At 42.7% G+C, this 23137-nt stretch carries 17 protein-coding genes and 2 pseudogenes; 9 read left to right on the forward strand and 10 right to left on the reverse strand.

All coding sequences use genetic code 11. From position 1 onward, the window contains the following. Window positions 1-9: 9 nt before the first annotated feature. Together Q9312_RS08415 and Q9312_RS08420 are read right to left on the reverse strand one after the other, a co-directional pair. Window positions 10-1461, reverse strand: a pseudogene (locus tag Q9312_RS08415) (Ig-like domain-containing protein); the annotation flags it as partial. A 15-nt stretch (window positions 1462-1476) separates the two neighbouring features. Continuing rightward, window positions 1477-3009, reverse strand: a complete 1533-nt coding sequence (locus tag Q9312_RS08420; protein ID WP_309204144.1) for an Ig-like domain-containing protein — start codon at window positions 3007-3009, stop codon at window positions 1477-1479. A 201-nt stretch (window positions 3010-3210) separates the two neighbouring features. Between Q9312_RS08420 and Q9312_RS08425 the strand changes: the two genes are divergently transcribed. After that, window positions 3211-3564 carry a hypothetical protein gene (locus Q9312_RS08425; protein WP_309204145.1) on the forward strand — a complete coding sequence of 118 codons (354 nt, stop codon included), beginning with the start codon at window positions 3211-3213 and terminating at the stop codon, window positions 3562-3564. Window positions 3565-3710: 146 nt separating this feature from the next. Then, window positions 3711-4616 (forward strand): AraC family transcriptional regulator, encoded by a 906-nt coding sequence (locus Q9312_RS08430; protein ID WP_309204146.1) that lies wholly within the window; start codon window positions 3711-3713, stop codon window positions 4614-4616. On the opposite strand, the gene Q9312_RS08435 is transcribed toward Q9312_RS08430, so the two are convergent. Both Q9312_RS08435 and Q9312_RS08440 read right to left on the reverse strand, forming a co-directional pair. After that, window positions 4606-6039 carry an amidohydrolase family protein gene (locus tag Q9312_RS08435; protein ID WP_309204147.1) on the reverse strand — a complete coding sequence of 478 codons (1434 nt, stop codon included), beginning with the start codon at window positions 6037-6039 and terminating at the stop codon, window positions 4606-4608. The genes Q9312_RS08430 and Q9312_RS08435 overlap by 11 nt on opposite strands. 33 nt (window positions 6040-6072) lie before the next feature. Next, the gene (locus Q9312_RS08440) at window positions 6073-7248 is read right to left on the reverse strand and encodes a hypothetical protein (protein ID WP_309204148.1); all 1176 of its coding nucleotides are present in this window, start codon (window positions 7246-7248) and stop codon (window positions 6073-6075) included. Between the two features lie 242 nt (window positions 7249-7490). Between Q9312_RS08440 and Q9312_RS08445 the strand changes: the two genes are divergently transcribed. Further along, entirely contained in the window at window positions 7491-8717 is a 1227-nt protein-coding gene (locus Q9312_RS08445; protein ID WP_309204149.1) for a helix-turn-helix domain-containing protein, read from the forward strand. Window positions 8718-9162: 445 nt separating this feature from the next. Here Q9312_RS08445 and Q9312_RS08450 read toward each other — a convergent pair whose 3' ends face one another. From Q9312_RS08450 to Q9312_RS08465, 4 genes are all read right to left on the reverse strand, one after another. Further along, window positions 9163-9714, reverse strand: a complete 552-nt coding sequence (locus Q9312_RS08450) for an RDD family protein (RefSeq protein WP_309204150.1) — start codon at window positions 9712-9714, stop codon at window positions 9163-9165. A gap of 325 nt (window positions 9715-10039) precedes the next feature. Then, the gene (locus tag Q9312_RS08455) at window positions 10040-10774 is read right to left on the reverse strand and encodes a Tll0287-like domain-containing protein (RefSeq protein ID WP_309204151.1); all 735 of its coding nucleotides are present in this window, start codon (window positions 10772-10774) and stop codon (window positions 10040-10042) included. A 24-nt stretch (window positions 10775-10798) separates the two neighbouring features. Continuing rightward, the gene (locus tag Q9312_RS08460; protein WP_309204152.1) at window positions 10799-12070 is read right to left on the reverse strand and encodes an NAD(P)/FAD-dependent oxidoreductase; all 1272 of its coding nucleotides are present in this window, start codon (window positions 12068-12070) and stop codon (window positions 10799-10801) included. A gap of 289 nt (window positions 12071-12359) precedes the next feature. Then, the gene (locus Q9312_RS08465) at window positions 12360-13667 is read right to left on the reverse strand and encodes a sigma-54 interaction domain-containing protein (RefSeq protein WP_309204153.1); all 1308 of its coding nucleotides are present in this window, start codon (window positions 13665-13667) and stop codon (window positions 12360-12362) included. 277 nt (window positions 13668-13944) lie between these two features. Between Q9312_RS08465 and Q9312_RS08470 the strand changes: the two are divergent. From Q9312_RS08470 to Q9312_RS08495, 6 genes and pseudogenes are all read left to right on the forward strand, one after another. After that, window positions 13945-15502, forward strand: a pseudogene (locus Q9312_RS08470) (cytochrome ubiquinol oxidase subunit I). Window positions 15503-15513: 11 nt separating this feature from the next. Next, the gene (gene cydB / locus Q9312_RS08475) at window positions 15514-16647 is read left to right on the forward strand and encodes a cytochrome d ubiquinol oxidase subunit II (RefSeq protein ID WP_309204154.1); all 1134 of its coding nucleotides are present in this window, start codon (window positions 15514-15516) and stop codon (window positions 16645-16647) included. 11 nt (window positions 16648-16658) lie between these two features. Beyond that, window positions 16659-16763: a cytochrome bd-I oxidase subunit CydX gene (gene cydX / locus Q9312_RS08480; RefSeq protein WP_309204155.1), complete on the forward strand. Its 105-nt coding sequence runs from the start codon at window positions 16659-16661 to the stop codon at window positions 16761-16763. Then, window positions 16764-18398: an ATP-binding cassette domain-containing protein gene (locus tag Q9312_RS08485; RefSeq protein WP_309204156.1), complete on the forward strand. Its 1635-nt coding sequence runs from the start codon at window positions 16764-16766 to the stop codon at window positions 18396-18398. Beyond that, window positions 18388-20301, forward strand: coding sequence for an ATP-binding cassette domain-containing protein (locus Q9312_RS08490; protein WP_309204157.1), 1914 nt, complete (start codon window positions 18388-18390; stop codon window positions 20299-20301). Before Q9312_RS08485 ends, Q9312_RS08490 begins: the two co-directional genes overlap by 11 nt. Continuing rightward, a complete protein-coding gene (locus tag Q9312_RS08495; RefSeq protein ID WP_309204158.1) occupies window positions 20298-20936 on the forward strand; it encodes a hypothetical protein in 639 nt (212 codons plus the stop codon). The genes Q9312_RS08490 and Q9312_RS08495 overlap by 4 nt, the downstream gene beginning before the upstream one ends. A gap of 112 nt (window positions 20937-21048) precedes the next feature. Here Q9312_RS08495 and ssb read toward each other — a convergent pair whose 3' ends face one another. Both ssb and Q9312_RS08505 read right to left on the reverse strand, forming a co-directional pair. Further along, entirely contained in the window at window positions 21049-21591 is a 543-nt protein-coding gene (gene ssb / locus Q9312_RS08500) for a single-stranded DNA-binding protein (RefSeq protein WP_309204159.1), read from the reverse strand. Between the two features lie 63 nt (window positions 21592-21654). Continuing rightward, the gene (locus tag Q9312_RS08505; protein ID WP_309204160.1) at window positions 21655-23043 is read right to left on the reverse strand and encodes an MFS transporter; all 1389 of its coding nucleotides are present in this window, start codon (window positions 23041-23043) and stop codon (window positions 21655-21657) included. Window positions 23044-23137 lie beyond the last annotated feature (94 nt).

A 23137-nucleotide genomic window follows, 5' to 3' on the forward strand; every position in this document is an offset into this window, starting at 1 on the left:
CGTTGCGGTCCAATTCACTAGACCACTTTGTGGATCGATTTGTAATCCACTCGGGGCAGTGACTGCACTGTAGGTCAACACATCGCCATCCGGATCGGTGGCTTGTAATTGGTAATTAAACACATCGCCAACATTGACTTGTGTATTCGGAGTACTGGTAATTGTCGGCGGATTATTTGCCGGTTGAATCACATCGATAGTTAACGAATAAATACTTGAGTTTGCACTACCATCGTTGACTACAAACGTTAATTCATCACTGCCGTAGAAACCGTTATTCGGTTGATAATTGATGTTCATTCCTGAAACAGTTGCTTGGCCATTTTGTGCAGCCGACACGATTGCAACGGTTAACGGATCACTATCAATATCACTGGCTTCGATAAGCACAGTACCCGTTGTTTGATAATCGACTTGCAAACTAACATCAGCCGCTAGTGGCACATCATTCACTGGCGTAACATTAATGGTTAACGTCGCATCGTTTGAATACCCCGTGCCATCACTGACACGAATGGTTAACGTTTCTGAACCATTAACGTTAGCATTTGGTTGAAAACTGATTTGAGGAAAGGTTGCATTGACCTGACCTAAACTAGAAACACCGACCACTTCGAGTTGCAACGCATCGCCATCGACATCCACAGCCGATACGCTCACTTGACCCGCTTGATCTTCTGCAGTGGTTAATGTGATGTTTTGCAATACAGGTAAATCATTCACAGCCACAACCGAGACTGAAATGGTCGCATTCGTTGAATAAGCAGTGCCATCAAACGCGCGAATAACAAAACTGTCTTGACCAAAAAAGTTGGGCGCAGGTGTATAAGAAATCTGTTGTAGCTCTACTGTCGCGTTACCATTGTTGGCATTTGAAATCAATTCAAAAGTTAATGCATCATTATCAATGTCACTGGCTAACGGAGAGAACGTAAACGACGTATCTTCACTGGTTGAAATCGACTGATTAGATAAGGTCGGAGCTTCGTTTGGAGCAACCGAAATTGTTAATGTGTAAGACTGAGTAATGGTTGCGCCACTGTCATCATTGACACTGACCTCTACAGAGTAGCTACCCGCATCACCGCGCAGCGGAGACCATTGAATAACGCCAGCTGGCGTTATCGTCATACCAGCAGGCGCAGTAATCAAAGCAAACTGCCAACTGCTATCGTCACTGTCAGAAACGGTGATAGCGTATTCGTACCCAACGGTTTCTTGCCCAGCAGTAATCGGCGTTGAAGTAATTTCAGGCGCATCATTCACTTCGCTAATGTTCAGCGTATAGTTTTGTAAGGCCGATAATCCGCGCGAGTCTTGCACAGAAACGTCAATGATGTGATCACCAACATCGCTTTGTGTTGGAGTCCAAGTGATTTCACCTGAGTTAGAAATAATCATTCCGCTCGGAGCAGAAATTAACTGGTAGGTAAAGGTATCGTTGATGTCTTCGTCGCTGACCGTTAGCTGATAGCTTTAACCATTGTCTTCCGATCCTTGCGTAACCGGAGTACTGGTAATGACTGGCGCGTCATCACGATCAATCACGGAAATAGTAAACGACTGCTCTGCGGTTAATCCCGCCTGGTCAGTCACCAATAACTGTACTAAATGATCACCAATATGACTGGCATCGGTGTTCCAAGCAATTTCTCCCGTTACCGTATCAATGACCATACCGAGAGGACCCTGCGGTAAGCTGTAAGTCAAAACATCATTCGCATCGGGATCCGTCGCGACAACCGCATAGGTGTAAAGGTTACGCTCTTCGAGCGTGGTAACTGGAGAACTCGAAATGCTCGGAGCTTCGTTCACGTCGACCACGTCAACACTAAAACTTTGAGAATCCGTTAAGCCAGTAGTGTCAGCAACAACCACTGTAAAATTAACATTTTCTACCTGACCGGCATACCAAGTAACCAGACCGTTAGCGTCAATCGTAGCGCCAGCGGGAGATTGAGAAAGCTGATAAGTTAAAGAGTCACCGTCAACGTCTTCTGCAACGACTTGGTAACTATAGGTCTGTAATTGATTAACAGCGGCAAGTGGAGTTGAGGTGATTCTCGGTGCATCATTTTGAGCGACAACTTGAATATTTACGGTCGCAGAATTTGAATAGAGTTCGCCATCAAATACTCGATAAGTGAAACTGTCATTACCAAAATAATCAGCGACTGGCGTGTACTGAAATTGCTCACCGTTAAGCGATAAAGCACCATTTTGAGCCGGAGTCACCACTTCATAGGTTAAGCTGTCGCCATTACCATCTTGCGCGACTAAACTTTCAAGTAAAACCTGATCTTCATTTGTTTGAACCGTTAAATCACTCGCTTCAGGAGCTTGATTTGTCGCACTAACAGCGACCGTAAAACTCTGTTGTGCGTTTCCGTATTGACTGTTCGATACGGTTAAATTGATGTCTTGATTACCTACTTCCGCACTCGTTGGCGTCCAATTTAAAACTCCCGACGTAACGGTCATTCCATTTGGAGCTGTGTTCAAGGTGACGTTTGAACTGTTCCAGTCGATTGTTGGGCTGGTTTGTAACGTATAACTGTATGCTTCACCCACCGACGCTTGTAACATTGGCGAAGACGTAATGCTCAAAGATTGGGTAATGCCAACACCCACTAAATAAAGCTCGATAACACAATCGTTGTCTTGAGCTAACTCAACCGATAAAACATTCGAAGATTGGATATCGACCGGCGTACTGAATTTTGCGGTTTGCAGATTAATGTCGGCAGGCCCAGCTATAACTACATCATTGATTTTGATGGTCGCACTCGACATGCGGCAGTAAGTGCTGTGAAATCCGCCATTGAAAACCGTTAAACTCCAATTTTCAGCGGGTTTGTCATTGAAGTTAATCGTCGTGACATCGGGTATGCCAGGATGCCAAGTGAACAACTTGCCATCAAAAATTGCGACACGTTGAGCAAACGCAGACATAGGTAAAAACAGTGCAATAACAAGCACCGAGGCAAAAAAGCGACGAATAGACATCATAAATCCCTGATCAAAAAATAGGCAGCTCGGACAGGAGTGTCACCTCGAAATTAGCCATCCGTGCTTAAGAAAGGCGCGATATTACTCAATATGAGATGATTTTTCAATCCACTCATACCGTGAATAATATATCGAAAGACTATATGATGAACTGAATCACACTTAAACGTTAACCCCATCGGTCATAGGAATCATTACATCATGTTACGTCTTAGCCAGGTAAAACTTCGAGTAATCACCCTCTTTTCTCTTGTTTTAATTTTGTCGGCCTGCAGCGACCCATTACCGCAAGATCGCTTGAATTACGCGGGTATGTGGCAAAGCCATGAAATGGCATTATTGATATTGGCCGACGGAAGTGTTTCTTATAAACGCTTAAAAAATGGTGGAACCACCTCAATCAATGGTCCACTAAAAGAATTTGACGGAGACAATTTTGTGGTTGGCATTGGGCCTATGGCGACGACGTTTACGGTCACTGAACCACCTCATCAGGTTGATGGGCAATGGCAAATGGTGGTAGATGGCGTTCGACTGACTAAAGTTGAGCAATAATAGTTGAATGTAAAACTGCGCAACTTTGGTCAAGTATTACCACGCTGTTCAGTTCTATTCTAGCTGAGTTCCAAAAAGACACTTTACAACTCAGCTTTACTTAATAATGCACGACGACAACTTAATAATGCACAACGACGACCGATATGAATCATAACCAGCGTATTCAATTAATATTTCAGTACATTGAAGAACATTTAGATGATGCGTTGGATCTAGACGTGTTGAGTCGTCATGCTTATTTATCTAAGTATCACTTTCAACGTTTTTGCACCGCGCACTTTGGTATTTCAGCCACACAGTTGGTTAAGCTGTTGCGTTTAAAGAAAGCCGCGTTTTTGTTGGCTTATCGCAAGCCTATTAAAGTGGTTGATATTGCTGTTGAATCAGGCTTTTCTAGTCACGAAGGTTTTTCTAGAGCCTTTAAGCAGCACTTTAATCAATCCCCCAGTGATTTTCGCAAATCCGCTGATTGGTCTTTATGGAATGAAAACTATCAATCCATTGTATCCATAAGGAATCATTTAATGACTAACCATATCGAATCCATTGAAACACATTTTCAAGTCGACATGATCGACTTTCCTGAGATCCAGGTTGCATGCATGACGCATAAGGGCTCGCCTCGAACACTCGGTAGCACCATCAGCCAGTTTATCGCATGGCGTAAACTCAATAGACTTTCACCCACTAAAAGTCGTACGTTCAATTTTTTATACGGCGATCCTAAAACCACACCAGACGATGAGTTTCAGTTGGATCTTGCTTGCGAACTATCGACAGATTTTACGTTTGCTAAAGATATAAACAATAGCGCAATCAACCTTTTAAGTATTCCATCAGGACGCTGTGCGAAGATACGTCATATCGGTAGCGACGATACCATTGATGTCGCGGTAAATTATCTCTATTCAACTTGGTTCAAACATGCCTCACAACAAAATACTCCGCTGCAATTACGAGACTTTCCATTATTTTTTGAACGAGTGAGCTTCTTCCCCGATGTCAGTGAACATGAAATGATCACCGATATTTTCTTGCCTATTGAGTAAACAAACTTTCGAGTAACCAACCAATTATCACGTAGCTATTGTGATGATTGGTTCCTTGCTTTCTTAAACTCATCAGTTGCTCTCTATTCAAATAGCGACCTCGCGTTATCACTGCCTCTGGCTCTTGCAATGTTGCTAAGCTTTCTAAAGGGTTCGCGTGGACCAAAAGTAAATTCGCACGTTGCCCTATAGCTATTTGACCACTGTGCATACCATTACTCAGAAGATTAACAGCATTGGTTGTAGCAGCATTTAGAATTTTATGACGCTCAATATTTAACGATTCAAGTAATGCAAGTTCTCGATGAAACGACAACCCGGGTTGCGTTAAGGCGGGGCCAGTGTCTGAACCAATCACCATTGATACATCATTTTTAAACAATGATTGAGTAATGGCATTGAGCGCTCGCATTTTAGTACTTTCCCATTGACCATCTGTTCCAGATAATTGCGGCGATAATTGTTTCTCGCCGATAAACGCCGTAAATCCAGTCAAATAATTCCAATCGACGGTGCTAAGAAATTCATTCGGCGCCTGACTGGCTTGATGAATATTATCGAATGCTACCAGTGTCGAAACAATGGGTGTTTTACTGCGCGCTAATGCCTGAGACAGTTGATCAATTCGCTCATGCGTCACCTTATGTTCTAAGGCTACCTGAAATAATTCTTCGATATGTTCAATCGACTGAAAGGGTAACTCAAGAGCCTTGTCAAAGGGATAAGCGCTCGAAGGATGACCTGCAACGGGTAATCCGAGTCGCTTGGCTTCGTCAAAAATAGCATGCGTCATTGATAAATCTAAACCATTGTAGACTTTAATTCCTTGATAGTTTTTTTCTGCCAAGGTGCGAACTAACTCGCGAGCATCTTCCGCTGACTCAACTCGAATATGAAATGGCCCCAGATCATCGCCTGCATTAAGCGCCGGACTAAACACGGTTAACTCAGAGCCGATAAATGCGTCAGCTTGTTCTAACGCTTGCCAACGCAAATGTGCAGGTAAACCAGCCATGTTACGAACTTGAGTAATGCCATGACTTAAGTACAAACCCAAATCTTGTGGATCAAAAACATGCACGTGTGCATCGACTAATCCTGGCAGTAAATACTTTCCTCGAGCATCCACTCGAGGAACCCTTCGATCGATAGCAGCGTCTAGCTGATCACTTGGCAATACCGATTGAATGACTCCACTGTCAATTTCGATGGCCATTGTTGAAAGTATTCGATTATTTAAACTATCAACGATGTTGGCATTAGTAATTAGATAGTGACCAGAGATGGCTGGTGTCACTTTCAATGTTGGTTCAAACCATCGACTGATCGGAATCGACAGTAACAACATGATAATCACCACGACTACAAACAAGAAAACAGCTTTGGTGATGGTCTTAAACCAACCTAATGCATTGACTAACATGTTGCGACTACCTCAAACATCGATCATTAAACATCAATTTGATTTTGCTTGTTGTGGAACATATGGCGTTCCATCGGCGTTAAACAACTGCCGCTCAACTGTTCCATCATCATGATAAACAAGCTTCATCGTTGCAGCGCCGCCAAGCATAGGGCTAGCGATAAGGTCACCGGCTTCAGTGAGTGACCTAAGCCATTCAACTTCAGTAAGCTGCTCGGTATATTCAATGCTCAAACGACGATCCAAACGACCATCGGCTTGATATATCAAGTGCTCACTTTGATTACCGTGTTTATCGAATACACTGACGTGTTCAAAGGCACCCCAACTAAAAGGAATGCGTTTGCCATAACGATCAAACCCTCGCATACCGACTTTATTTCCAAACTCATCGTAAAGATGTTCTCCGATATGCACCATGGGGCGATTGCCTTCGACAGGCTTTCCGTCTTTATCGTAGACCTGCCAGCGAACGAAGTTTCCGTTGTGATCATATACAATGCGATCGATACCGGCACCGCTGCTATTGTTCGTTGGCTCACCCGTCAATCCTAAATTACGCATAAAAGCCAACTGACCTTTTTGGTTATACTCAAGTTCAACTTCATAGAACTCTAAAACGGGGCGCAATGGCTGTTGTTCATTGTCTAGATTAAAACGTTTCTCGTAGACTTTTCCATTGGCATGACGCCATTCATAGCGATGGATATTCCATTCGCTCTCAACTGGGGCTCCGCTCTGGTCATAGAACTTTAAACTGACCCTTTCCCCTTGTTTATTGAGCGCATACTCCGCCTGATAGACCTGGCCATGGACCGCGACTTGATTATTCGAGAGATCATAATATTGATGAATTTCCTTATTTGATTCATACCGAATACTGACTCTAGGCGCGAACCAAATAAAAGAGTCCCACACTTGATTATCACGAATTAACCGATCATTAATTTGATAGGCGATATCGATTACTCGTCCCTGCTGGTCATACTGAAATTGGTAATGGGCCAGATCCTTAGGCAGCTTTTCTTCAACGGCGTGTATGCCTCGATAGCTCGCATAAGGACTCTCTCGAAACATAATGTGCCGAAAGAACTTGTTAGTCGTTAGCTCTGCGGTCGCTTGTTTACTGGGTGCCCCTGCTTCCGCTAAGAGGTTTTGGTTTACTAATAAGCCCAGCAATAGCGTCAATCCATAAAACGTACTTTTCATAAACGGTCCTTTTAATACTCTCACAATACACTCAAAATGCACTTACGATATGTTCGTTGGCCGATCGCCAAAGCGTTCTGCGCATTCAACTAAACTCGATAAATTCCGGAGGAACGGCGATAGAGGCGAAAATTAGCGAAAACCACGCTAGAAAGTGATAATTTGGGCTGAGTTTTACGTAAAGCGCTCGTATTTTCTCTACACTTTACGTCATACCATTGGTTAATTTGGAATTTTAGAGCATGAACTCTACCTTTTTAGGCGTTATCTATTTTGTCGGCTTTAGTCATGCCTTAATGCTCAGCTTAGTGCTTTGGCGCAAATCGTCTGCGGGCAGTGCAGGAAGGCTGCTCGCCATCATCGGATTGGTCATTGGGTATAAGTTATTTGAAGGCGCCGCTCTTTTCACCGGATTGTTTCGCTGGGTACCTCACGCCATGGATTTGCTACCAGGAGAAGTCTTAGTACTTGGCCCGCTCATTTTAGCCTATGTTAGCAAAGTGACCTCAGCCTCTTACTTCAATCATAAATATTGGCCAGCCCACTTTCTCCCAGCAGCCGCCCTTTGGTTGTTCAACTCTCCAGCTGTGTTTACTAGTGGTAGTAACAAGATTCAAATGTGGGAGAACGTTTTAAACGCATCTCATAACACTTATGCGCCCTTATTTATTTTTGTTTTGCTGCTCTCAATCAAGGCACATTTGGCAACCTACTTGTGGCTAAGTTGGCGTCAAATCAATCAATTTTCCATCGCCTCACGCACATTACGCGCTGACCAAAGCCAACAACTGTTGCAACAACAACGATTCATTGTGATCGCATTCTTTGTTTTAGAGGCCATATGGGTACTTTTATTTTTAGCGCAACAATTCGCACAAATAGGTGCGCTAGGGGTAGTTAGTGATATATGGCTGTTGTTAGTCGCGAGTATGGTGCTCGCGCTTGGTTATATCGGATTGCAGCAGCCAGATTTAGTTTTCTCTAATGAAGAGAGGAAATTAACCGAACAAATTTCAGCATCTAACAAAGCACAGAGTGATGAAAAGGAATCGTCTAACGTTAAATACTTTCATTCATCGTTACCAGACAGCGCAGCACTTGCTTTGTCGAAAGAACTTGAAGATGCCATTCGAGAGCAGCAATTGTTTCTCAATGAAAAACTGACCTTGACTGATCTGGCCAAAGCGACTGGCATCAAAGCCCACACCTTGTCGCAGGTTATCAGCCAAGTGATGCAATCAAATTTTTATAAGTTGATTAATGGTTTTCGAATTCAATATGCTGTTGAACTAATCGAACAAATCGATCTTCAGTGGTCAATGGAACGCATTGCCTATGAGTCAGGGTTTAATAATCGAGTTACCTTTAGTAAAGCATTTAAAGAGTTCATGGCGTGTACGCCATCAGCGTATAAGAAAAAATTTCTTGAAGAAGGCTCAAAATCTAACGACCAACAGCAATCGAACTAGTGAGTTTATTTAAAGTTCTTCTTGCATGATTGAGTTCGTCAGATAGCACCAAATCCACCCAAAACACAGCCAACAACGTAGAGCGGAAACAAGATAATATCTAACAAGCTTTTAGACACTTTTTCGCCATCGCTAATAGCTTGGTAGTACCCGCGAATGTCAGTGTATTTGATAAAAGCGTCACCAATAAAAGCGCATTCTTCAGATACCTTCGAAACTTTTCCAGTGATTTTTTTGATATGTCCTAAATCCTGATCTTGGCCGTCGGTTTCCCAATCATGTACATAAGATAAAACAACTTCTTAGCCAAGATGATTTTGGACAAATGATTCAGCATCGCTCGAAATGAATTGGATATCAGAGAGAATTCATTCATTTATTATCCGAGCAACACTGATTACAACGATAAAAAAATGACCGGTAAAGACTTAGTCGAAAAACAACTTTACTCTGTTTTTTCTTCAACAGTGTGATCAAGATTCGGGGTTTGTTGTTCGTCTTTTTGTACATCAACCACTTGAGTTCCGGCCACCAAATCGTGCAAACATCGTTTTGATTCCGAAAAAATAAACAGGGTATCGATAAGGCTTAACAACGAACCCGCGAATGGAATATAACTAATACCAATGGCAAAGCCATATCGCTTTGTAATGGTTGTTGCACTCACCGGCTCATTAGTCATTGAGACAATTTGAATACCTAAAGCTTTCTTACCCATTGTTTGCCCGTCACGAACAAGAAAATAGCCGTTCACTAATATAAATGATCCTATTGAAATAGCAGCGGAAAGCAACAAAAAGGAGACCGATGAAACTTCACCATCCAATAATTGGTCCATTAAACCGCTTAAGTAATAGATCGGCACGGTTACCGCAACTAAAATAATCGAGTCGATAATTGAGGCAGCTAATCGGTGCCAACGACTGGCCAATGGTCTAAAGTTAATCTCTAGTTTGTTTTCTTCAGCTTGTGGCGGCGCATATATATTAGTATCCATTTTTTATACCTTTATTTCTTATATTTCCGTTGTTTATTGGATTTCTGTTGTTTTTTCGATTTCATTTTTTACTAGAACCTATTCTTTACTAGCGTTCTCTCTTTACTGAGAGTAAGTATCTTCAATGATCGAGGTTTACCAGCAGGCTGAATTCACGTCCTAGTGCATTCAAGATAATGCACAATATCTTAAGGTAGGTTTTTGGTCAATTATTGATAGCATTATAATCTTTGGAAATTTTAATCGTGAAATATTGGCTTCTCCAGAATGAACACGCTCACTAAGGACTGGAATACAAGACTATAGCCGGGTTCGCTAAAGAATGTTAAGGTCGGCTTTTTAAGTATTCGACGACAAACATACCTCGCAAGTCTCCGAGTTGATATCCTGTTGCCTTGTCTTCCGGATAAGCTTTCATAAGACTCTCTCTGACGTCCTCACTCAGATTATCTCCATGACAGGCCAAGCACAAAGGTTGAACATGAATACTTGAGTAATAGATCAGTTCATCGTCTCTTTCTACGGTTTTATGATAGGGCTTCTCGTTGCCAGTCATATTGGCAAAAAGTTCAAGAATCGCTTGCTCTTGTTCGTCCGCTTTGTTTTTTACGTTTCTATTCTTGTTGGATACACGTTTAATTTGCCACCCATTAATACTAAACTGCTTGGCAATCAAGGGCGCCTGCTTCTCACAGGTTACAATTCCTTGCTCAAATCCACCGGATTTAATGGCTTGTTGTAACTGCTTTTTTAATTCCGTCGAAAAATCCTTCACTAATTTTTTAGCGCGCCACTCAAACTCTTGCTGACCATCAAAAGTACCGTTGAACGTTTCGACACTCTTTGAGCTTGTCAAAGCCCTATCTTGAGAGGGCTTGACCAGAGCTTTTGATACCTCACCTTTTTCACCGGCATTAGCAATGGGCATTAATATGCCCACTAGCATCAGCATTGGAAAAAGCCGTATGTTATTCAGCACATTCTTTATACGAGTGAAAGTCTCGATGGTATTCGCTCTGTACTTTTTAAAATGCACTCGACTGCTTTTTGACTGTGTCATCGATACTCTCACTTCTATGGTTAACTATTTTTCTAACCGTTCAATACCCAAAGCTTTCAGAATATATTTTTCATAGACAGGCTCTGAATTTCCAGTCTTCATTTTTCGCATAAAATATTTTTCGAACGCAATTTTAGCGAGATGAACCCATTTACCTTTTTTATACCAAGTAATGTTACGTGGAGGAATTTGCGGAATGGCTACAAAAGCAGCTCCCGTGTCACCCATATCAGCAAGACAGATTGCTTGCCAAGTGCCTTTTGCTGAAGGTTCAGCGCCATCGATAATGATTGACTTCAAATTATGCGCGATTGCGGTCATCATGGTTTCTATCATATACCCTGTTTTTGGTGTACCTGTTGGAACAGGCGTATCTTCAACAGGAGGAATCGCAACACAAACACCGCCGGAAAAAATATTGGGATAAGCAGGCGAACGTTGAAACTCATCGGTAATAACAAACCCTTTGGGATTGCATAAACTTTCGACATTTGCCACAGCGTCAACACCAGAAAATGGCGGTATTAACATCGCATGATTAAAATTCAATTCATGTTTGCTATCGAGTTCACCTTTATGGTTCATTTCACTCACATTCATTTTGCCCTGTTGAACTTCGTCGACCGAGGCGTTGCAAATCCATTTAATATCACGATGACGTAAATCAGACTCGAGCATCGACTTAGAGTCACCCACGCCACCTAAACCAAGATGCCCTATGTAGGGTTCGCTGGTTACAAACGTCATCGGAACTTTGTGTCGAATTTTAGCATCTCTCAATGCTTTATCTAATATAAATGCGTACTCATAGGCAGGACCAAAACAACTGGCTCCTTGAAAAGCACCGACCACAACTGGACCAGGGTTTTCTAACAACGCCTGAAAATCTTTGTAAGAACTCAAAGCATGATCAAGCGTACAAATCGATTGCGTAAATCCATCTGGACCGGCACCTGGAATATTACTAAAGGCAAGTTTGGGTCCGGTTGCGATCACTAGATAATCGTAATCAACTTGCTCACCATTAACCGTTAACTGATTGTTATTAGCATCGATTGATTCGACACGCCCACATAAAAATTGAATGCCTTTTTTACTAACATATTTTTCAATGGGAATGGTTATGGCTTCAGCTTTCTTCCAACCAACCGCGACCCAAGGATTAGAGGGAACAAAACGAAATTCGGGCTTTTCATTGATCAAGACAACCTCATGACCATTGCCCAATTGCTCTTTGATTTCATAAGCTGCGGGCATACCGCCCGTGCCAGCTCCTAATACAATAACTTTCGCCATAAAACTCTCTCCACAATTATTGCGCTGCAGTAATTCTGACAGCGATTAAATCAACGAAGGTGAAACTTCGAATAACCTGAAGAGTAATCAATATTAATGCCAACTCGTTTTAAATTGGCTAGAAGTCTTACAATGAAAGGTTTCCTCCGCGTTAACTGCAAAATAAGATTAACAACGATGAAACAAGATTATGACAATACTGTCATTACGTCAGCCAAATTTGGCAAGCGATCGAATTGGCAAGCGACCAAACTGGCAAAGCCACCTTCGGCGTTGTTATGCACTGACCTTAATCAGAGGATTTCGAAGGATTAAGCGGCTTTAAATTAAATTGCTTGAGTTTTCGGTACAAGGTACGTTGACTAACTCCTAACACATCGGCCATTTGCTCAACGCTTCCTGTAAATGTTTGACATAGGTTCTCTAAATACTGCTGCTCTTGCTCTACCAGCGTGAGCAACTGCCCCTTATTCGATGCCGTCGGTTGCAATCGATGAGGAATATCGTCAACGTCGATCAACTCATCGTTCGCTAAAATGGCAGACTGAATAATCACACTTTTAAGCTCTCGAATATTGCCGGGAAAGTCTAGCTGAGCTAACCGGTTTAATGCCGCATCGGAAAAGTGCTTAGACGAAAATTCTGATTGCTTTAAGAAGTGTTTTGCTAGCAGAGGAATATCGGAGCGCCGCTCTTCAAGACTTGGCAAAAAAACTGGGTAGGTTGCAATTCGATAATACAAATCTTTACGAAACGTGCCCTCATCAACCATTTTTAATAAGTCTTTATGTGAAGCGCAAACCAAGCGAAAATCGGCACGTTTTTGTTTCAAACCGCCGACGGCTCGAAAACTGTGCGTTTCGATTAGGCGTAAAAGCTTAACCTGCATATTCATAGGAACGTCTCCGATTTCATCGAAGAAAATCGTTCCTCCTTGCGCAACTTCAACTAACCCTTTCTTTGCGACCGATGCTCCAGTAAAAGCGCCTTTCTCATACCCAAAAAGCTCGCTTTCAAACAGACTCTCGCTGAGTCCTGTGCACTCAATCACGACAAAGGGCTTATCGTTTCGCTTACTTTGACTGTGCAAGGCTCTTGCAACAAGCTCTTTACCTGTGCCTGTATCTCCTTGCAGTAAAACAGACACATCGGTTTGTGCCACTCGATTGATATGACTAAGCATAGTTTTGAAAGAAGTTGACTGACCAATCATTTTATTGGCCTCACCTTCTACGGTCGCAAAATCAATACGGTCCAGTATTTCTAAGTAACCGATAATACTTCCATCATCACCTTTCACCGGACGCATAACTATGTCGCAATATTTTCTACCGCGAGACGTCTTGTGAATGTGCACAACACTCGTGGTTTTGCCGGTTGAAAGACACTCCTGCAATGGACAAGCTTCACCATGGTTATCACAAGGTGAATGATTACCGTGGGAAATCTCATAGCAACGACTCACTCCGGTTTTAATCGGCGCTTCATAAGTATCGATATAGGCTTGATTAACGGCGTTAATAACGTAGTTGGTATCAATAAAAATAGCGGGTTTATCGATGGAGTTAATCATTGACTGAATAACCGATACATTCATTACTAATGAGACTCCTTTATTCACCGCTCAGTTTTATTGGGCTTTTGATTGGGCTTTAGCAGATTTACGAATTAAAATACTGCCTGCCATATTTGACAGACAATACACCATATTTTGCCATCTTTGGCAATGCATTTATTGATTCCGCGAAATTTCTTCTGAGCTTTTCCCTAAGTCATTGATTTTTATCAACTAGCACGGCTTGGCACATACCCTGCACTACGAGAGTCGAAAGTAACGAATCTCACTTAAATTTACTGCAATAGGAGAAAGCTAAATGAGCGATACATTAGTAGAGCTATCGCGCTGGCAGTTTGCATTGACCGCAATGTTTCACTTTATATTTGTTCCTTTGACGCTAGGGCTTAGTTTTTTGCTGGCGATCATGGAGTCTGTCTATGTGATGACTGGCAAAGAAATTTATAAGCGCATGACTCAATTTTGGGGAAAGCTTTTTGGAATCAATTTTGCGTTGGGTGTCGCTACCGGTTTAACCATGGAGTTTCAGTTTGGTATGAACTGGTCGTATTACAGTCACTATGTTGGCGACATTTTCGGAGCACCTCTGGCTATTGAAGGTCTGATGGCATTTTTTCCTCGAATCGACTTTCGTCGGTTTGTTTTTCTTTGGTTGGGGAAAGCTGTCTAAAGTAAAACATTTAATGGCCACCTGGCTGGTCGCCATTGGTTCGAACTTATCAGCGTTATGGATTTTGATCGCCAACGGCTGGATGCAATATCCAGTCGGTGCCGAGTTTAATCATGAATCCATGCGTATGGAAATGACGAGTTTTGCTGACGTTATTTTCAACCCCGTTGCACAAGTAAAGTTCGTTCATACCGTTTCTGCAGGTTACGTGACGGGCGCCATGTTTGTATTGGCAATCTCTAGCTATTACCTGTTGAAAAACATGCACATTGCTTTCGCTCGTCGATCGTTTGCTATAGCGGCAAGTTTTGGGCTCGCAGCGACCTTATCCGTTATCGTCTTAGGAGACGAGAGTGGTTATGAGTTAGGTGATGTTCAAAAAGTAAAACTTGCGGCGATCGAAGCTGAATATGATACGCACCCAGCTCCCGCTCCGTTTACACTGATTGGTATTCCCAATGATGAAACGGAAAGCGTTGACTACGCAGTGCAAATTCCATGGTTGATGGGCATTATTGCAACCCGCTCTCTCGATGAAGAAGTACAAGGCATTAAGCAACACAAAATTGAACATCGCGAGAGAATTCTATCCGGTGTTCAAGCTTATCGAGTGCTCGATGATATTCGAAAAGGCACCGCGAACGATGAGCAAAAAGCCTTGTTCGAAGCCCATAAAGACGATCTTGGTTACGCACTTCTATTGCAACCATTCGCCAATGACATAACACAACCCAATGAAACCGCCATTGATCGAGCGGTCGACTACAGCATTCCACCGGTAGCCCCTTTGTTTTGGAGCTTTCGTCTTATGGTGGCTTGCGGATTCATAATGTTGATCATTTTTGCCACCGCTTTTTATTACAGCGCGAAGCATAAGATTACGAAACCCCGTTGGTTACTAAAGCTCGCTTTCTGGTCTTTGCCGCTGCCTTGGATTGCTTCCGAAGCAGGCTGGTTTGTCGCAGAATTTGGACGACAACCTTGGTCTATCGCCGAAGTGCTTCCGGTCCATGCATCCGTTTCAAATCTAACGGTTGCCGAGGTTATCACTACCTTAATTCTCTACACGTTGTTTTACGGTGTGATGTTTATTGTCGGCTTCTATCTCATGAAACGGTTTGCAAAAGCCGGACCTCATGAGCCTGAAGATACAGCCAAGACTACACCATTACCAGCATACAACTAAGGAGCAGACTCATGTTAGATTACGAAACGTTACGCGTCATTTGGTGGTGTCTGGTGGGTGTGTTACTCATTGGTTTTGCCGTTACCGATGGTTTTGACTTAGGTGTCGGCGCGTTACTCCGCATCGTCGGAAGAACCGATGAGCAACGACGAGTCATGATCAACTCGATTGGACCTCACTGGGATGGAAATCAAGTTTGGTTTATCACTGCCGGCGGTGCATTGTTTGCTGCTTGGCCACTCGTCTATGCAGCCGCATTTTCTGGTCTCTACTTAGCCCTCGCTGTAACGCTCATCGCCTTGTGGATGCGCCCTATTGGATTTGACTATCGCAGTAAGTTGCCTAACAAGCAATGGCGCAATGCCTGGGACTGGGCGTTGTTTGCCGGAGGTCTTATTCCTGCATTAATTTTTGGTGTTGCTTTTGGAAATCTATTGGTTGGCTTGCCCTTCTCATACGATGACACATTGCGCCCAGCATTTGACGGAAACTTTTTTGATTTACTGAATCCGTTTTCAATTTTAGCAGGGCTGGTTTCCGTCACGATGCTGTTGGCTCATGGAGCCAATTGGTTACAAATGAAAACTCATGACGATTTGTTACGACGCTCACAAGCGGCTAGCTTTTGGTTGTCACTGGCAACAATTATTTTATTTATGATCGGTGGTTTATGGCTAACTCAAATCGATGGTCATTTAGTACAATCGATTATCGACACGCAAGCGACTTCAAACCCAACCAATAAAATAGTCACCACGGAAACCGGCGCTTGGTTGAACAACTACTCAGCGTATCCTGCCTTTGTTATGGCGCCAACACTGGCTATTTTGGCAGGCATTTTGTCGGCACTCTTTAGCTATAAGGGACGTTCATGGCAAGCTTTCTTAATGAGCTCATTGATGATTGCGGGCATCATCTTAACCGCGGGTTTATCAATGTTTCCATTCTTGATGCCATCCAGTGCTGATCCTAACGTTGGATTAACACTATGGGATGCCACCTCAAGTGAAATGACGCTTAAAACCATGTTTATCGTTGCCTGCATCTTCGTTCCTATCGTTTTAAGTTACACGGTCTATAGCTTTTATGTGATGCGCGGAAAGATCCGTGAGTCTGAGCTGGATCATTCACACACCATTTATTAAGGAGTTGAATCATGTGGTACTTCACTTGGATTCTTGGCGTTCTGTTGGCATGCGCATTTGGTATTATCAATGCCATGTGGCTTGAAGCCAACGAAGATATGGATCGCGAAGAGTAAATGTCTTTTAACAGTCTGCAAGCACTTGAGCAAGCCAGTAAACCGAACCGCCGGTTTACTGCGCTGCTCGTTTTTAGCAAAGCTTTCTCACTCCTATCAATGCTAATAGCGAGCTATTATTTTGCTCGTCTGTCTTCCTTGGTTCTTGAAACATCGGAAAAATTAAACACAACTATTATTTGTAACATGCTAGGGTTAAAGCCAACCCTTGAAAGCTCATTGGTGTTGGTTTTAGTATTTACAGCGGTATCGATTCTATTTCGACAACTCAGTCAGGCAATCGAACAGTGCTACGCACGGTATAACGAAAAGAACTTAAACCGAGTGCTCATCGAACACTTCGAACACCATGGTTATACGGCGGTTAAGCACTATACGTTACATGAAACCAGAAATTATCTTCAGCTATTTACTCAACAAATAGCCGACTACCTTAGTCAGTTTCAAATTCAGAAACTACTAGCGGTTGTTCATCCAATAATATTAATCGCCGTCTTGTTTTACCATGCGCCATTAATTGCTCTAGCAATAGTCATTGCACTGCCAACGGTTCCATTATTTATGATCATCATTGGTAGTAAAACGGCGAAAATGCAGAAGGAATATTTATCGGCGTTTGAACAATTGGGCAATCAATTTGGTAACCGATATATGAATGCCGAGTTAATCGTTCAATATCAAGCCAGTGAAGAACAAGCAGCGCAGCTAAGCTCAGCAGAGAAACACCTTAACACTAAGACATTAAAGGTTTTATCGGTGGCGTTTCTTAACGGCTCAGTAATCGACTTCTTCACAACACTAACCATGGCTATCATCGCGGTTCTGATCGGCTTCGATCTTTTAGGTGAAGTTAATATTGTTGACGAGTTAACTTTCTCCAACGGCTTTTTCATTCTATTAATAAGCCCAATGATTCTCGCAGACTTAAAATTGCTGGGTCAGCGTTACCATCAGAAGAGAGATTATGAAGTCGCCAAAGATAAATTAACGAATTTTCTTTCGTTGTCAGAAAAAACAAAGACTCAATCCATCGCTTGGAGAAGTGGCAAGATAGAAATAAAACATTTTAACATTTCAAAACCTGAATTGACGGCACCTGAACTGACCATCAATCAAGGCGATAAAATATTACTACTCGGCCCATCCGGCGCTGGAAAAACATTGTTAATGAGCGCCCTAGCAGGAGAGTATCCAGCAACTCACCAGCTAGATGTACCGATTGCTCAAATGCATCAGCGCCCGGTGATTCTACCAGGCAGCCTTAGATATAACTTGCAACTGGATCATTCCATTGATGATGACACCTTACTTTCTAAATTGGGTCAAGTTGAGCTCACAGAGTGGTTTAGTCGCTTTAACAACCTAGATCAAATAATGAGCCTAACACCCGCTTTGTCGGGAGGAGAGAAGCAACGACTTGCTTTAGCCAGAATCTTATTAAGTCAGCGAGAGGTTATTTTTTTAGACGAACCCACCGCCTACTTAACCGAGACCATGCACCAAAACCTGAGCCAAGCTATTCGCTCCAATTTTCAAAATAAGACGATAATCTGGGCCAGCCATCGAGCACTTCCGACTCAGTGGTTTGATCAAATTTGGAAAATCGATAACGGAGTGATTGTTCGTGAGAGATAGAGCAGCCAAATGGACAACGTTGATATTGATCCTACTGGTCAACTTCACCACATTGGGGTTGCTGATGGTCTCTACTTGGTTTATTGCGGCCTCAGCTACCTTTGGAACGACTCTCAATTACATGCTACCGGCGGTGATTATTCGAGCACTCGCGTTAACTCGTATTGCGAGTGGTTACGGTGAGAAAATTATCGGTCATCAATATTTGTTCAGTAAATTATCGACATTTAGAGTGTTACTGATCAAACGGATGTTTACCAGCCTTACGCAGAACAATGCTCCAACCAACAATAATGTTCTAACCAACAATAATGTTCTAACCAACAATAATGTTCTAACCAACAATAATGCCCCAACCATCAATAATATTCTCGAGCAAAACGCCGACATTCGACAGCCTACCTCGTCAGAAAAACTCGATGAAGTGAATCATCACGCACAACAAGCTGCTGCCATCTGGGTATATGGTCATTCACAACTAATTAGCCTTGTCGCCACTTTAACGGTTCTTAATGCGCTTAGTTTGATGCTACTGCCTAGTTTTTTGATCGCGACTGTATCAATCACCCTCATTTTTACAATGCTTTTTTGCGCTCTTCTAGTTGCCAGTAGAAGAACTGCCAAACAACGTCGCAAACTAGAGAGTGACGTTCAAATGGACTTCGAGCATTTTCATCGCTCAGCGCCTTTATGGCACTTATATCAAACGATGCCAAAGGTAAGCATAGAGAAATTAAACGATCTCGATAGGATTAATGAGTCTCAATCACAAAAGGCAAATTCATTGCTTCAGATAGCTGGTATGGTTGTGTTGGCGGTGATGGTCATCGGAGGAAACCTGCAGGTTCATCAACCCATTGACATTCTATTACTAACACTCTTGTTTTTAGTAGCAGAATGGTTAGGAGCCTACTTAAAACTACCTGCGCAATTAACAAACATGCAAGTGAGCCATGATAGAATCAAAGAACTGATTAAAAGTGCCTCCATAGGTCAAATTGAAATCAACCAAGCGACTCGTTTGCCAATGAGTCCTTCTAGTAATTATTCGTTAAAAAACTATCCATCAAAAAATTATCCATCAAAAATCTATCCGTCTAATAATTTTTTCTCTGACCGCTTTTCATCTAGTGAGGTAAATTCAATCGATCTGAATAAGTATGAAGCTCGGCACAGCCAATTTCCTCCATTAACGGTTTCTTTTAAAGCGCATGGAAACCATATTATTCTTGGCAGCTCGGGCATAGGTAAGACATCACTTTTAAAAGCCTTGGTTGGATTAAACGAGGCAACAGGAAGTTTACAAATAAATAATGTTAGTAGTATCGACTCCTTACAGCCTCAAGCAATCTATGTCTCTTCATCTGAGTTAGAACTATATGGTACCTTACGAGAGAGTCTGACCCTCGGAAAGTCATTTTCAGATGAAGAAATATATCAGGTGCTAGAAGCCGTCAATCTAACTAGCCTGAATCAACTTGATGAGTTTCTAGGTGAAGGATCTCGTCGTTTATCCGGAGGAGAGTTAAAAAGATTATCCATTGCGCGAGCACTGTTGCATAACCGAGCTTTTCTATTGCTCGATGAACCATTTGAAGGTCTCGATCAGAACAATATTCACAATTTATGTAAACTATTTAATCAACTAAAAAATACACACACACTATTTATAGCGACGCATATTCTTCCTGAGGAGTTAGAGGTAAGTTCTTGTTTAGATTTAGAAACATTGAGATTCGAACACTCTCCTGAAGCAAGGCTGAGCGAGTTCGAACATGCCTATATATTTAAACATATTCATGATGAGGCAACAGCAAACTTCGGCTCTTTGATAAGTCGGTCGAATAAGTCACCGATGGATAAAGAACTACCCAATTCAAATTCTGCACCGAGCATTCTATGAAAACGATAGCTATTGGCCCATTCATCATCTATTCATGGGAAGTAAATTCATCAAATGAATTTAATTTTCTAATGGTTGATCGCCAAAGCGGGTATGCAGCGATATTTGACTTTTCTATCATATTAAGCACTGAACAAATACAACAGTTCCAAAATTCCGTTTTATCCATCATTAAAAGTCAAGATTACTCGTTACAATGGTGGTTCTCATCGCACCCCATCAACAAAGAAAATATTATTATCGAACAATGCAGTGATGTTATTTTAGCTATGTCAGACAAACATAAAGCGATGAAGTTAGAAGATAATCAATCCATCGATTACTTCTATACACAAGATGAAATTATTACTCTAGGTAACCAAGCATTGAATATTTTATACACTTCGACTTCGTATGAAATTATCTGGAGTGAACCCTTACTTTTGATGTTACAAGTTAAAGTCAATGATCAGCCTGTTAAAGTCAATGATCAGCCTGTTAAAGACAATGGTCAGCAGGCTACTGTCAATCATACTAGCGAGCCCATCAACTCATCAAAAATAAGAGAAATTTTATCCAAACTACCCAATTACAGTGAAGTGCTTTCGAATACCACCGATTGCAAACAACCCTTTCGGCTGTGTGATTTGCAATAGGAGAGAGTGAGTCGGTGCCTAACAATACACTTAGACAGTAAAAAGCCCTTTAGAAAAGGGCTTTTTTGAGTATCAGCTTTGAATGATTATTCAGATAAGTCTAAGATGACCTCTAAAACGGAATATCGTCGTCAAAGTTGTCGCTAAAACCACTGTCTTGCTGTGGCGCAGATTGTTGGCCACCGCCTTGATTTTGATTAAAGCCGCCTTGATTTTGCTGACCTTGCTGACCGTAGTTTTGTTGTTGTCCATAATTTTGCTGTGACGATTGTTGTTGATAGTTGTCACCACCACTACGACCACCAGCACCACCGCCAAGCATTTGCATAACGCCGTTGATATCAACAATAACTTCCGTGGTGTATTTGTCTTGGCCTTGTTGATCTTGCCATTTACGAGTTTGCAATTTGCCTTCAAGGTACACTTGCGAACCTTTACGCAAATATTCACCAGCGATTTCTGCCAACTTGCCAAAAATCACGACTCGATGCCACTCAGTTTTCTCGCGCATTTCACCCGAGTTACGATCTTTCCACTGTTCAGACGTGGCAATAGACAAGTTAGCAATCGCTCCACCATTTGCGGTGTACCGAATTTCAGGGTCATTACCTAAGTTGCCAACTAAAATGACTTTATTAATGCCTCGACTGGCCATGAACGTTCTCCTCTACAGCAATAGGCTGTACTTGTTTAAGGGCTACCTGCGTAATGAAAACTATTACACACTCACCGATTGCTTTAATTTTAATAATGCGTCTTCATCTAGGTTTTGCTTGTCGACTTTTAAATACACCGCGCCTGCTTCGGGTAAAGCGACGGCTTCAGCGACGCCGCGAATGGCATAAATATCATCAAGCAAAGCGTTAAGACGCGCTTCATTCTCTATATGATGTACTGTGAGGGTGTATGAGGTCAATCTCGGAGGCGACTTTAATCCCAAACCTGCCACTGCCCACAACACCGCAATGATTGCTCCAGCACTGTAAGTTGCTGATAAACCATAAGTCTGTGCCAAATAGCCCGCAATAGGACCACCTAACGAGGCTCCTAAAAATTGACTGGTCGAATACACTCCCAAAGCCGCGCCCTTCGCCGATGGCGGCGCGATGCGTGAAATTAGCGATGGGAACAACGCTTCCATCACATTAAAGCCGGCAAAGAACAGACCCATCAGTAAGATCAGCGCCCATAACGACCAATCGTTGTAGCCAATAATCACTTCTAACCCGGCGATGGCACACATCACCACCACCATTACTTGGCGGTGCAGCCACTTCTTCTCGGCCGTAATGATTAACGGCACCATAAACACCACCGCAATCCCCATCACCGCCAAGTATATCCAACCACTGGTGGTTAGCGACACGCCCATTGCGGTGAGTTTGTGTGGGAAGGCGACGAAAAATGCCGTCAGCAAGAAATGTAAAGCAAATATCCCCAAATCCAATCGCCAAAGCTGGGGATGACGCAAGATCTGGCGCATTTGCCCTTTGCCAGCCACCACATCACGCTGAACATAGCGATGCTGCGGCGAGGGCGTTAGAAAAAGAATGATAAGTGCAGCGAGAACCGCCAGAATAGCGGTGGTCCAAAAAACGCCAGAAAGACCAAAATGCTCCGCGACAAAAGGCCCGCTGAACATGGCAATGGTAAACGCTAAACCAATGCTCATACCAATAGAAGCCATTACCTTGCTGCGCTGTTCGTCGCGCGACAGATCCGCTGCTAGCGCCATGACCGCGCTGGCAATCGCGCCGCAGCCCTGCAACAAGCGGCCTGCAATCACTCCGTAGATGCTTTCAGACAAGGCAGCGACCACTGAACCTACCGCGAATAAAAGTAATCCGGCGAGAATGACGGGCTTACGGCCAAAACGATCGGATAATCGACCAAACGGAATTTGAAACACCGCTTGGGTCAAGCCATAAGCGCCAATAGCCAACCCGATGAGCAGTGGGGTCGCCTGATCGAGAGACTCACCGAGAACCGCAAAAACGGGTAACACCATAAAGAGCCCGAGCATACGCGAAGCAAAGACGGCGCTAAGCGAAAACGCAGCTTTCTTCTCAGTGGTGTTCATGGCGCTGGATTGTTGAGTCTTTTCCATATTATGATCGACGGCTTACATTCATTACGTTAATCGTGACGTATAACGTTCATGGTAAAACAATGAACATTGCTAAAAAGGCGGTCATTATACA

It is taken from the genome of Pleionea litopenaei (genome assembly GCF_031198435.1).
GTDB lineage: Bacteria > Pseudomonadota > Gammaproteobacteria > Enterobacterales > Kangiellaceae > Pleionea > Pleionea litopenaei.